We start from the raw sequence: 11,737 nt of genomic DNA, 5'->3' as shown, positions 1-11,737 counted from the left end.
ACGCTTCGCCCACGACCCGGCGGGCAACCTGCTGATGCAAGACCGCCCCGGCCCGGACATCGTTGCCGGCAACCGCCTGATGATCCAGGGCGACCGCCATTACGACTACGACGCCTTCGGCAACCTCATCCGCGAACGGCGCGGCAAGGGTCATCAACTCGTCACGGAATATCGCTACGACTGCCAGCATCGGTTGATTGGCTTCACCAAACCCAACGGGCAGACCGCAAGCTATCGGTATGACCCGTTTGGGCGACGTGTCAGCAAAACCGTGGATGGCAAGACCACCGAATTTTTCTGGCAAGGCGACAAGCTGATTGCCGAGCACCATGCGGAACGCCATCGCAGTTACCTCTACGAGCCCGAAAGCTTCCGGCCATTAGCACTGCTGGAAGGCTACGGACCACAAGCCACAACGCCCTACCACTACCAACTCGACCACCTCGGCACACCGCAGGAACTAACCAGCCCCGAGGGCGAAATCGTCTGGTCAGCTCACTACCGCGCCTACGGCCAGATCGCCCGGCTCGACGTAGGCAAAATTGATAATCCGCTGCGCTTTCAGGGTCAGTATTTCGATGCGGAAAGCGGGCTGCACTACAACCGCCATCGCTATTACAATCCGGATATTGGTCGCTACCTGACACCGGATCCGGTGAAGTTGGCGGGTGGGATCAATGGGTACCTGTACGTGCCCAATCCTACGGGTTGGGTGGATCCGCTAGGGTTGAGTAGATGTCCTGGGGAGGACGGATGCAAATCGCAGGCAGGCGTTGAAGAGCCGGCAGATACAGCTAAGATAAATACAGGCGAACCAAACCAGCCAACCGTAACAACCCGTCCAACGGAGTTTGCCAACAAGCAAAAACTAAACGAGCATTACGAAAAGCATGGGCCAGAATTCGGAGTAGAGACCCCCAATGAATATTTACTGACGGCACGACATGTCGTGAACGAAGGAATTCCTATCAATTACCTCTACAAAAGCAAATCGACAACAGGATATGTTTTACTCATGGGAACGAATAGAACGGGCCAAGCCAAATTCGCATTCGCGGGTACGAATTCAGCTGGCAACATAACCACCTTACATACCAAAAGTGGGAAAGACTTCTGGAGGGTAATAAATGGCGACGCCACTGACAAAACCATCACACCTTACAACCAATAATTATAAAAAAGCAAAAGTGGTAGCGCTCAACGAGCATATAGAAGAAGACGTGACTCTGATCATCGAAGGAACGACTATAAACTGCTTCGCCAGCTATTGCCCCTATGAACTTGAAGTGGGTAAGACGTATGACGTAGAACTCACATTAAATCTTTCCGAAAACTACGAAATTGAACGGACTGACGAAACTAAAACACTGATAAGACATACAAATCGCGGTTATTCCTATGTACTCTACGGACACCTGCGCAATGAAATCTTAATGACTTTCACATTTCTTAATGTCGAGGGCGTACACTACGACCACCCCGAATGCAACGACCACTTTATCAAACTAAAAGTCGAAAGAATCGACGCCTCTTTTCACTAACATGCGAAATAGCTCGCGCAATCGGCTCACCAAATGAGCCGAATAACCCCCTCTATTCGGCTCACCCCACCCAGCAGTAACAGCCCCACTCATTTGCCCCAATCCCCCATGTCTGCTAGTGTCGCGCCGGTTTACCGTCTACCGGAATTGCCGCCATGGCCCGCAAAAAAGTTGCACTCGATTTCGAACAATCCCTCGCCGACCTGCAAACCCTGGTCGAGCGTCTGGAGAACGGCGAGTTGTCGCTGGAAGACTCGTTGACGGCGTTTGAGCAAGGCATCGGCCTGACCCGCGACTGTCAGAGCGCGTTGGCGCAGGCGGAGCAGAAGGTCCAGGTGTTGCTGGAGCGTGACGGGGAGTTGGCCGAAGAACCTTTCGATGCGGAACAGCCGGAATGATCAGCGCGTATCAGGCCAGTAGCCAAGCCCGGGTGAATGCGGCGCTAGAGCCCTTGTTTGTGGCGCCAAGCCCGGAAATGACGCGCCTCTATGAAGCCATGCGTTACAGCGTGATGAATGGCGGCAAGCGGGTGCGCCCGTTGCTGGCCTATGCGGCCTGTGAAGCCCTGGGCGCACCGGCGGCCGAGGCCAATGGCGCGGCGTGTGCGGTGGAGTTAATTCACGCCTATTCCCTGGTACACGACGACCTGCCGGCGATGGACGACGACGATCTGCGTCGCGGCCAGCCCACCACCCACAAAGCCTTCGATGAGGCCTACGCAATTCTGGCCGGGGACGGCTTGCAGAGCCTGGCGTTCAGCGCATTGCTGGACCCGACGCTAAGCAGTGTCAACGCCGAGATCCGCTTGCGCATGGTCACCGCCCTGGCCCACGCCGCGGGCCCCGCTGGAATGGTCGGCGGGCAGGCCATCGACATGGGCTCGGTCAGCCTCAAGCTCGATCAAAAAGCCCTCGAACACATGCATCGCCACAAGACCGGTGCGCTGATTGAGGCCGCCGTGCAGCTGGGCGCCCTGGCCAGTGGCCGTGCCGACGCCGAGCAATTGGCGGCGCTGCAGACCTATTCCCGCGCGATCGGCCTGGCCTTCCAGGTACAGGACGATATTCTCGACGTGGAAAGCGATACCGCCACCCTCGGTAAACGCCAGGGCGCCGATATCGCACGAGACAAGCCGACCTATCCGGCCCTGCTGGGGCTGGAAGCCGCCAAGGCGTACGCCATTGAGCTACGCGACCAGGCGCTGGAAGCCCTGCGACCTTTCGACGCGGCAGCCGAGCCACTGCGCGACCTGGCGCGGTATATCGTCGAGCGCCGCCACTGACAGCCGCGGCCATTTGCGCCGCATATCGGCCAAGTTCGGCGCTCTGCGTGGGCAGTTTGCACGGCTTGAGGTAAACTGCCGCCTCTTCTATACCTATAACGATTCGCCTGATGCCCACGACGTTTCAAGAGATTCCCCGCAAACGCCCGTCCACGCCCCTGCTCGACCGCGCTGCCACGCCGGACGGCCTGCGTCGACTGGGTGAAGCCGAGCTGGAAACCCTGGCCGATGAGTTGCGCCTGGAATTGCTCTATACGGTCGGCCAGACCGGTGGGCATTTCGGCGCCGGGCTGGGCGTGATCGAGCTGACGATCGCCCTGCATTACGTGTTCGACACCCCGGACGACCGGCTGGTGTGGGACGTGGGCCATCAGGCGTATCCGCATAAAATTCTCACCGGCCGTCGCGAGCGCATGGGCAGCCTGCGCCAGAAGGACGGGCTGGCCGCCTTTCCGCGCCGCTCCGAAAGCGAGTACGACACCTTTGGCGTCGGCCATTCCAGCACCTCCATCAGTGCCGCGCTGGGCATGGCGATTGCCGCCCGTCTGCAAAACAGCGATCGCAAAGCGATTGCCGTGATCGGGGATGGTGCGTTGACTGCCGGCATGGCCTTCGAAGCGCTCAACCATGCGCCGGAAGTGGACGCCAACATGTTGGTGATCCTCAACGACAACGACATGTCGATCTCGCGCAATGTCGGTGGCCTGTCCAATTACCTGGCGAAAATCCTCTCCAGCCGCACCTACGCCAGCATGCGCGAAGGCAGCAAGAAAGTGCTGTCGCGCCTGCCTGGCGCGTGGGAGATCGCCCGTCGCACCGAAGAATATGCCAAAGGCATGCTGGTACCCGGCACCCTGTTCGAAGAACTGGGCTGGAACTATATCGGCCCTATCGACGGCCACGACCTGCCGACACTGATCGCCACGTTGCGCAACATGCGCGACCTCAAGGGCCCGCAGTTCCTGCATATTGTCACCAAGAAGGGCAAAGGCTTCGCTCCGGCGGAAGTCGACCCGATTGGTTACCACGCGATCACCAAGCTCGAACCCCTGGACGCTCCCGCCGCCGCGCCTAAAAAAGCCAGCGGGCCGAAGTATTCCGGTGTATTTGGCGAATGGCTGTGCGACATGGCCGCCGCCGACCCACGCCTGGTAGGCATTACTCCGGCGATGAAGGAAGGCTCCGATCTGGTGGCGTTCAGCGAGCGTTTCCCGCTGCGTTACTTCGACGTGGCAATTGCCGAGCAGCACGCTGTCACCTTCGCCGCCGGTATGGCCTGCGAAGGCGCCAAGCCGGTGGTAGCGATCTACTCCACCTTCCTGCAGCGCGGTTATGACCAACTGGTTCACGATGTGGCGGTGCAGAACCTCGATGTGCTGTTCGCCATCGACCGCGCCGGCCTGGTGGGCGAAGACGGCCCGACCCACGCCGGCAGTTTCGACCTGTCCTACCTGCGCTGCATCCCCGGCATACTGGTGATGACGCCCAGCGACGAGAACGAACTGCGCAAGATGCTCAGCACCGGCCACCTGTACAACGGCCCGGCCGCCGTGCGCTACCCGCGCGGCACAGGCCCGAATGCCGTGATCGAGAAAGACCTGGAGCCGATTGAAATCGGTAAAGGCATTGTGCGTCGCCAAGGCAGCAAGACTGCATTCCTGGTGTTTGGCGTACAACTGGCCGAAGCGCTGAAAGTGGCTGAGAAGCTGGATGCCACGGTGGTCGACATGCGTTTCGTCAAGCCGCTGGATGAAGCGCTGGTACGCGAAATCGCCGCGAGCCATGAACTGTTGGTGACCGTCGAAGAGAACGCCATCATGGGCGGCGCCGGTGCGGCAGTCAGCGAGTTCCTGGCCCGGGAGAACATCCTCAAGTCGGTGCTGCACCTGGGCTTGCCGGATGTGTACGTCGAGCACGCCAAGCCGGCGCAGATGCTGGCCGAGTGCGGGTTGGACGAGGCCGGCATCGAGGCGTCGGTGCGCGAGCGTTTGGCACGTCTGGCCCTGTAGAAAACGCGACTAACATGTGGGAGGGGGCTTGCCCCCGATAGCGGTGTATCAGTACCAGATATTCTGACTGACACACTGCAATCGGGGGCAAGCCCCCTCCCACATTTAGCTGATATCACCTTCAAAATCGCTATGGACGGCCCATGAAACGCCTGTGCCTTGCCCTGCTGTTGCTACCCGCCGCCGACCTGCTCGCCGACACCCGCGACCAGGCGTTGAAGCTCTCCGACGTGGTCATCAGCGCCAACCGCCAAGTGCAGGCGCGTAACGACAGCAGCGCCGCCAACACCGTCTTCACCCGCGCCGATATCGACCGCCTGCAACCGAGCAGCGTTACCGACCTGCTCAGCCGCGTACCCGGTGTGCAAGTCGCGCCAACCGGTGGGCGTGGCAGTTTGCCGGGGATTTTCATTCGTGGCACTAAGACTGCTCAAAGCCTGGTGATGGTAGACGGCCAACGCATTGCCAATGCCACATCGGGTGACAGCGGCCTGCAGTTCTTGAGTGTGGACCAGATTGAACGAGTAGAAATACTGCGCGGCTCACGTTCGGTGATTTACGGCAGCGATGCGATTGGCGGGGTGATTCAGGTGTTTACCCGGCGCAATGCCGAGCAAGGCTTGCAGCCGCGCTTGAAACTGGGCTTTGGCAGCAACCAGACCTGGGAGCGCAGCTTGGGCCTGTCGGGCGGCGATGAACACACGCGCTTCAACCTGGGCGCGAGCCTGGATGAAACCGCCGGTATCAACGCGAGCCACGCGTCGTTTCCCAGTGACGGCGACCATGATGCCTACCGCAACCAGTCCATCAGCCTGAACCTCAGCCATTCGTTCAGCGATGAGCTGGAGGTGGGTTTCAACCTGTTGGATAACCGTGGCAAGTCGGAGTACGACAACAGTTATGGCCGCTATGACGGCGCCACCGGGCAAAGCTTCGGCCAGAAACCTTACACCGACTACACCGTCAGCAGCGCTAGCGGCTATGTCGATGCCAAGCTCAATGACAGCTGGCAGTCGCGCCTCGAACTGGGCCACAGCGAAAACCGCGACACCAAGCGTGACACCCTCAGCGATGACTTCAGCGCGTTCAATACCTACCGCGACTCGGTCAACTGGCAAAACGACCTGAGCCTGAATGAGCAAAACAGCCTGATCGTCGGCGGCGACTGGTACGAAGACCGTTTCCACGGTTCCACCACCTTTACCGAAAACAGCCGCTGGAACCGGGCGGCCTTCGTGCAGCACCGCTTCCATAGCCAATGGTTTTCCACCGAGCTGGGCCTGCGCCGCGACCAGAACCAGCAGTTCGGCGGCCAGAACAGTTGGAGCGGCACCCTGACCGTGCCGGTCAACCCTGACAATGACCTGCTCTTGAGCTACAGCGAAGGCTTCCGGGCGCCGACCTTCAACGACCTCTATTACCCCGACACGCAGTACAGCAACCCCAACCTGCAGCCCGAGACGTCAAAGAGCTACGAGCTGCAATGGCGCAGCCAACTGAGCGACAGCACGCGCCTGGAAGCCTCGCTGTATCGCACCGACCTGAGCGACGCGATTATCCTTGACGCTGGCAAGCCGCAAAACGTGGCGTCGGCGCGGATCAACGGCTTTGAAGCGGCGCTCAAGCAGGAACTGTTTGGCTGGCAGGGCAACCTGGGCCTGTCGCTTATCGACCCGCGTGACCGTGACAGCGGCCACACCCTGGCGCGTCGCGCCCGGCGCACGGTGAACCTGGATCTGGACCGGCAATTTGATCAGCTCGGTCTCGGCGCCAGCTGGCAGGCGATCAGCAGCAGCTACGACGATGAAGCCAACCGCAACCGTCTGGGCGGTTATGCCTTGTTGGGGCTGCGCAGTAGTTGGGCGTTGAATCGGGAGGTGTCGTTGTCGCTGAAGGTGGATAACGTGCTGGACAAGTCTTATGCGCGGGCGAAGTACAGCTACCTCGGCGAGGCTCAGAATTATCGTGAAGAAGGTCGGGTGTGGATGGTTGGGCTGACATGGACACCTGAGTTCTGAGGGGCCTGCACCGATGTCATCGCAGGCAAGCCAGCTCCCACAATTGAAATGCATTCCCCTGTGGGAGCTGGCTTGCCTGCGATAGCGGTTTCACAGGTTAGGTGATAAAACCTGACACAACCGCCCCACCGCCTCCAACATCTGCCCACTCGGCCGCTCCAGGCCCTTGTCCGGCACCAACCGCACCCGCGATGCCATCATTGGCCACGCCTTCCAAGCGTCCTTCTGAGCCTGATCGCCCACCAGGATCACCTCGGGATCACGCGCCAGCACCGACTCGATATTCACCTGCGGCGCCGGCAACTTAAGGTCATCAAACACATTACGCGCCCCGCACACGCTGAGGGCATCGCTGATGATCTGCCCACCGCCCACGGTGTACAGCGGCTGGTTCCACACTTGGTAAAAAACCCGTAGCGGCTCGGCCCGTTGGTAGCGCTGGCGCAACTCGGCCAAGCGCTGGCGTAATTGCACAGCGAGCTGGCGCCCCGCTTCAGCGCGGCCCAATTGCTCGGCAATGGCCTGCACCTGGGCGGTCAGTTGTTCAAGGCTGTGGGGTTCGGCGACGTACACCGGGATATTCAACCGCTGGAGCTGCTCGCGCTGGGCCGGGCCGACGCTGCCAGGCCAGAGCAGGATCAGGTCGGGCTTGAGGCTGAGCAGGCGCTCCATGTCCAACTGGCCGTAGTGCCCGACCGAGGGTACCTTCGCCAACGCCGCCGGGCGGTCACCACCATCAAGCACGCCGACCAGCAAGTCCTCGGCACCCAGCTCAAGCACGATTTCAGACAGCGACGGCGCCAGGCTAACGACGCGTTCAACCGCCAACGCCTGGGCACTGAATACCAGCAGGAGTGCCAGCCAGTAGCGTTTCATCCCAACTGACGCGGGATGCGATAGAGGTAAAACAGCACCAGCGTCGACAGGGCCAAGAGAAACAGCGGCACCGCTTCCAGGCCGACGAACACTGCCAGCGCGCCGATCCAGGCCGGTAGTGCAGCCACCAGCAAGGCCGTACGGCGACGGGCCGCGAGGGTGATCCAGGCAGCGGGTTCTTCGGCGGTATCGAGGGCTTTGGAGGTGGCGATCAGTGCATGTTTATAGCCGTGGAAATAACGCAGGCTCAGAAACATCGAGGCCACGCCGGCAATAAAGAACGGCATGGCCAGCACCGGCAGCAAGGATTCAGCGCGGCCGAACAGCAGATTGATGACGAACAGAGGCAGCAACGCCAGGGCCAGGTACTGCCACCAATTGAAGGACAGTCGCCGCTTCACCTGGCCGCGGGTCACGCGCGGTCGACCTCGCCCTGATGCTCGTTGCCCATCATATGATCGAGCTTGCTGGCTTTGGTCGCCAGGTAGAGTTTGTTGTGCGGGTTGTGCCCGGTGTGCAGCGGCACACGCTCGGCCACGGTGATGCCCATTTCGGTCAAGGCTTTGACCTTGCGCGGGTTGTTGGTCATCAGGCGCAGAGATTTGACCCCCAGGTGTTCAAGCATCGGGAGGCAGATGGCGTAGTCGCGCTGGTCGGCGGCAAAGCCCAGGCGCTCATTGGCTTCCACGGTGTCGGCGCCGCCGTCTTGCAGCTCGTAGGCGCGGATCTTGTTCAACAGGCCAATGCCACGGCCTTCCTGACGCAAGTACAGCAGCACGCCGCGGCCTTCACGGGCGATGGCTTGCAAAGCGGCTTCCAGTTGCGAGCCGCAGTCACAGCGCTGGCTGAACAGCGCATCGCCGGTCAGGCACTCGGAATGCACACGCCCCAGCACCGGCGCGCCATCGGTGATGTCGCCGAGGCTGAGCACAACGTGCTCGCGCCCGGTGGCTTCTTCGAGAAAGCCGTTCATGGTGAACGTGGCAAAAGGGGTAGGCAGCTTGGAAGCGGCGACGAAAACGACGGGCACCGTGTGCTCCTGATTTCAGATTTCACAGAGGCGGGCATTGTAACAGCAGGTTCCTACAGACGCTTAAGCTGAATTATCGCTGATAAAGATCAATAGGTTCGATTGGCCTTTGGATTGATTCTATGTAGGAGCGAGCTTGCTCGCGAAAGTCGTCAACGGTAACGCGGGTATTCTGAATCAACGCGGCGTCCAGGGGTTTTTCGCGAGCAAGCTCGCTCCTACAAGGGGTAGGGCTGTTTCCAGCGGTCGAAAATTGCCTTCAACTCACCGGTCTTGATCAGGCTGGCCAGACGCTGGTCATACACGGCCATCAATGTCCTGCCACGCTCGGTGTCGGCAAAGGCTACGTAGAGCGGCAATTCAGCGATATGAGTGAGCTTGAATTGCGTCGGGTCTGGGGACTGACTGAGCACGTATTTGGCTTCGGTAAGGGCATCGATATAGAACTCGGCACGGCCGTGTTGCAGCATCGGCAGAATGCCGCTGCGCCGCTCGATCTGGTTGTAGCGCTGCACGTTGGGCAGGTACCCCTCGTATTTATAGCCGCGCACCCAGGCCAGGCGGTAGTTGCCCAGGGTCGCCAATGTCGGCGTGGGTGAAGTTGCCAGCCCGAGAGCGTAGATATGATCGGCGTCGAAGTTCCAGCGCGGGTACAGCACTGCGCTGGCCTCATCGCGATAGGTGCCGACACAACCATCCACCTCACCACGCTGGGCCAGGCCGACCGAGCGGGTGTAGGGCACGCTGCGAGTTTGCAAGGTAACGCCTGCTGGCTCGAAGATGTGGCGCAACAGGTCCCAGGCCAGGCCGCTGCCATCCTTGTTGGTGTAGTCGTTCCACTCTTCACTGGCCAGCACGATTTTGCCGGGCACGGGAGTGTCCGCCTGAACCAAGGAAATGAAGGTACACAGCACGATCAGCAGCCAGCGGCATACAGCCATAGTCACGGCCTCTTACTCGGGATAATCGTCTAAAGGGTAGCGCAGACCGCCGACTCAGGGCGTCTGGCGAAAATGCTGGTAGCCGCGCACAGCCGGGGTGATGTCCTGGCCGTCGACGTCGAGCAGTGTCACGCCCTGCCCCGCTTCGACCCGGCCGACCACATGCACCGGCCAGCCATCGGCCTGCAACGGCGCCAACTCGGACGGCGGCAAGGTGAACGCCAGCACATAGTCGTCGCCCCCGCTCAACGCCGCCACTTGAGCCTGGTCCTCACCGACAAACGCCAGCAAGGCCTTGGACAACGGCAACCGCTGGCGCTCAACCACCAGGCGCACCGCAGAGGCCTTGGCGATATGCCCACAATCGGCCAGCAGCCCGTCGGAAATATCCATGGCCGCAGTCGCCTTGCCCCGCAGCGCCAGCCCGAGGGCCAATTGCGGTTGCGGCGCCCAGTAATGGGCGAGCAGCGGCTCGGCGATTGCCGCGTCCGCCGTGCGTTGGCCCAATACCAGCGGTAAAGCGCCAGCAGCATTGCCCAGCTCGCCGCCCACACACAGCAGGTCACCCGGCTGTGCACCACTGCGCGTCAACGCCTGCCCCGCCGGCACGCGGCCAAATACCGTCAGGGTCAGGCTCAGCGGCCCACGGGTAGTATCGCCGCCCACCAAGCCCACACCGCAGCTTTGCGCCATGGCGTTCAAGCCTTGGGCATAGCGTTGCAGCCAATCGGCATCGACGGTCGGCGTGGTCAGGGCAAGGGTAAACGCGAGGGGGGTGGCGCCCATGGCGGCCAGGTCGCTCACCGCCACGGCCAGCGAGCGCTGGCCGAGCAGGAACGGGTCACAGGGGTCGGCAAAATGCACGCCGGCCACCAGCGTATCGGTAGAGACCGCCAGTTGCTCCCCGGCGGGCAGCGCCAGCAAGGCGCAGTCGTCGCCGATCCCCAGGGCAATACCTTCGCCGCCTTGCGCACAGGGCGCGGCGGCGAAGTACTTGCGGATCAGCTCGAACTCGCCCATGCGGGACTCAAGCGCAGATTAGCGCTTGTGTTCCTTCACTTCGGCTTCACGCAGGCGCGGGGCCAGCTTGTCGAGCACGCCGTTGACGAACTTGTGACCGTCGGTCGAACCGTAGACTTTCGCCAGTTCGATGCCTTCGTTGATCACGACGCGGTACGGCACGTCAACGCGCTTGAGCAGCTCCCAGGTGGACAGACGCATCACGCACAGTTCAACCGGGTCGAGTTCTTCGATGGTCAGGTCCAGGCATGGCGCCAGGGCTGTGTCGATCTCGGTCAGGTTGGCATGCACGCCGTGCAGAATGTCGTGGAAGTAGCTTTGGTCGGCGAAGGTGAAATCGTTATCGACGCGAAACTGTGCCTCGATTTCGTTCAGCGAAGCGCCCGCCAGGTGACGCTGGTACAGCGCCTGGGTCGCGAGTTGACGCGCCTTGCGGCGCTTCTCGCTCTTGGACGGTTTGCCGGCATCGGCAGGACGCGGGTCCTGAGGGTTGAACTGATCGCTTTCGTCGGAAATCACTTGGCCTCCAACTGCGACAGCAGGCTGACCATTTCCAGGGCGGACAAGGCAGCTTCAGCGCCTTTGTTACCGGCTTTGGTGCCGGAACGCTCGATGGCTTGCTCGATAGAATCCACGGTCAGTACGCCGAAAGCGACTGGCACGCCGAATTCCATGGACACCTGGGCCAGGCCCTTGGTGCATTCGCCGGCCACGTATTCGAAGTGCGGGGTGCCGCCACGAATGACCGCGCCCAGGGCGATGATCGCCGCGTATTCACCCTGCTGAGCAACTTTTTGCGCAACCAGTGGAATTTCGAAGGCGCCAGGCGCACGGATAAGGGTGATATCGCTCTCGCTCACACCGTGGCGAACCAGGGCGTCAACCGCACCGCTTACCAGGCTTTCAACCACGAAGCTGTTGAAGCGGCCAACCACCAGGGCATAGCGGCCTTTGGGGGCGATGAAGGTACCTTCGATGGTCTTCAGGGTCATTCGACAAATCTCTTAAAGAGCCGGGACG

Annotated in this window: 13 protein-coding genes; 6 read left to right on the top strand and 7 right to left on the bottom strand. The window is 61.0% G+C overall.

Annotated features, from left to right (window positions below; translation table 11 throughout):
- The 6 genes from TX23_RS25050 to TX23_RS25025 all read left to right on the top strand — a co-directional run.
- The coding region (locus TX23_RS25050) for an RHS repeat domain-containing protein (protein ID WP_209445927.1) at window positions 1–1,171 on the top strand (1,171 nt) is incomplete at its 5' end.
- On the top strand, window positions 1,128–1,541 hold the full coding sequence (locus TX23_RS25045; protein ID WP_157243949.1) for a hypothetical protein: 414 nt from the start codon (window positions 1,128–1,130) through the stop codon (window positions 1,539–1,541). The genes TX23_RS25050 and TX23_RS25045, both read left to right, overlap by 44 nt.
- 155 nt (window positions 1,542–1,696) lie before the next feature.
- On the top strand, window positions 1,697–1,939 hold the full coding sequence (locus TX23_RS25040) for an exodeoxyribonuclease VII small subunit (protein ID WP_003176346.1): 243 nt from the start codon (window positions 1,697–1,699) through the stop codon (window positions 1,937–1,939).
- The gene (gene ispA, locus TX23_RS25035) at window positions 1,936–2,823 is read left to right on the top strand and encodes a (2E,6E)-farnesyl diphosphate synthase (protein WP_057704466.1); all 888 of its coding nucleotides are present in this window, start codon (window positions 1,936–1,938) and stop codon (window positions 2,821–2,823) included. The genes TX23_RS25040 and ispA overlap by 4 nt, the downstream gene beginning before the upstream one ends.
- A 110-nt stretch (window positions 2,824–2,933) precedes the next feature.
- Entirely contained in the window at window positions 2,934–4,832 is a 1,899-nt protein-coding gene (gene dxs / locus TX23_RS25030) for a 1-deoxy-D-xylulose-5-phosphate synthase (RefSeq protein WP_057704465.1), read from the top strand.
- A gap of 143 nt (window positions 4,833–4,975) precedes the next feature.
- Window positions 4,976–6,850 carry a TonB-dependent receptor domain-containing protein gene (locus TX23_RS25025; protein ID WP_057704464.1) on the top strand — a complete coding sequence of 625 codons (1,875 nt, stop codon included), beginning with the start codon at window positions 4,976–4,978 and terminating at the stop codon, window positions 6,848–6,850.
- Between the two features lie 90 nt (window positions 6,851–6,940).
- Here TX23_RS25025 and TX23_RS25020 read toward each other — a convergent pair whose 3' ends face one another.
- From TX23_RS25020 to ribH, 7 genes are all read right to left on the bottom strand, one after another.
- Window positions 6,941–7,726: a cobalamin-binding protein gene (locus TX23_RS25020; RefSeq protein WP_057704463.1), complete on the bottom strand. Its 786-nt coding sequence runs from the start codon at window positions 7,724–7,726 to the stop codon at window positions 6,941–6,943.
- Window positions 7,723–8,142 carry a nuclear fragile X mental retardation-interacting protein 1 gene (locus tag TX23_RS25015; RefSeq protein ID WP_057704462.1) on the bottom strand — a complete coding sequence of 140 codons (420 nt, stop codon included), beginning with the start codon at window positions 8,140–8,142 and terminating at the stop codon, window positions 7,723–7,725. The genes TX23_RS25020 and TX23_RS25015 overlap by 4 nt, the downstream gene beginning before the upstream one ends.
- The gene (gene ribA, locus TX23_RS25010) at window positions 8,139–8,756 is read right to left on the bottom strand and encodes a GTP cyclohydrolase II (RefSeq protein ID WP_005791841.1); all 618 of its coding nucleotides are present in this window, start codon (window positions 8,754–8,756) and stop codon (window positions 8,139–8,141) included. The genes TX23_RS25015 and ribA overlap by 4 nt, the downstream gene beginning before the upstream one ends.
- A 218-nt stretch (window positions 8,757–8,974) precedes the next feature.
- Window positions 8,975–9,697, bottom strand: a complete 723-nt coding sequence (locus tag TX23_RS25005; protein WP_057704461.1) for a substrate-binding periplasmic protein — start codon at window positions 9,695–9,697, stop codon at window positions 8,975–8,977.
- A 54-nt stretch (window positions 9,698–9,751) separates the two neighbouring features.
- Entirely contained in the window at window positions 9,752–10,717 is a 966-nt protein-coding gene (gene thiL / locus TX23_RS25000; protein WP_057704460.1) for a thiamine-phosphate kinase, read from the bottom strand.
- Window positions 10,718–10,735: 18 nt separating this feature from the next.
- Window positions 10,736–11,236 carry a transcription antitermination factor NusB gene (gene nusB / locus TX23_RS24995; protein ID WP_014720126.1) on the bottom strand — a complete coding sequence of 167 codons (501 nt, stop codon included), beginning with the start codon at window positions 11,234–11,236 and terminating at the stop codon, window positions 10,736–10,738.
- Window positions 11,233–11,709, bottom strand: coding sequence for a 6,7-dimethyl-8-ribityllumazine synthase (ribH, locus tag TX23_RS24990; protein ID WP_003194576.1), 477 nt, complete (start codon window positions 11,707–11,709; stop codon window positions 11,233–11,235). Before ribH ends, nusB begins: the two co-directional genes overlap by 4 nt.
- Between the last annotated feature and the right edge of the window lie 28 nt (window positions 11,710–11,737).

The sequence above is a fragment of the Pseudomonas paralactis genome (genome assembly GCF_001439735.1).
GTDB classification, from domain to species: domain Bacteria; phylum Pseudomonadota; class Gammaproteobacteria; order Pseudomonadales; family Pseudomonadaceae; genus Aquipseudomonas; species Aquipseudomonas paralactis.
Note: the sequence above shows the minus strand (reverse complement) of the source record. Positions and strands in the feature narration are given on the sequence as shown.

Coding starts and splice junctions, on each gene's coding strand:
- TX23_RS25045 (WP_157243949.1), top strand. CDS start 1,128: ATGGCGACGCCACTGACAAAACCATCACACCTTACAACCAATAATTAT.
- TX23_RS25040 (WP_003176346.1), top strand. CDS start 1,697: ATGGCCCGCAAAAAAGTTGCACTCGATTTCGAACAATCCCTCGCCGAC.
- ispA (WP_057704466.1), top strand. CDS start 1,936: ATGATCAGCGCGTATCAGGCCAGTAGCCAAGCCCGGGTGAATGCGGCG.
- dxs (WP_057704465.1), top strand. CDS start 2,934: ATGCCCACGACGTTTCAAGAGATTCCCCGCAAACGCCCGTCCACGCCC.
- TX23_RS25025 (WP_057704464.1), top strand. CDS start 4,976: ATGAAACGCCTGTGCCTTGCCCTGCTGTTGCTACCCGCCGCCGACCTG.
- TX23_RS25020 (WP_057704463.1), bottom strand. CDS start 7,726: ATGAAACGCTACTGGCTGGCACTCCTGCTGGTATTCAGTGCCCAGGCG.
- TX23_RS25005 (WP_057704461.1), bottom strand. CDS start 9,697: ATGGCTGTATGCCGCTGGCTGCTGATCGTGCTGTGTACCTTCATTTCC.
- thiL (WP_057704460.1), bottom strand. CDS start 10,717: ATGGGCGAGTTCGAGCTGATCCGCAAGTACTTCGCCGCCGCGCCCTGT.
- ribH (WP_003194576.1), bottom strand. CDS start 11,709: ATGACCCTGAAGACCATCGAAGGTACCTTCATCGCCCCCAAAGGCCGC.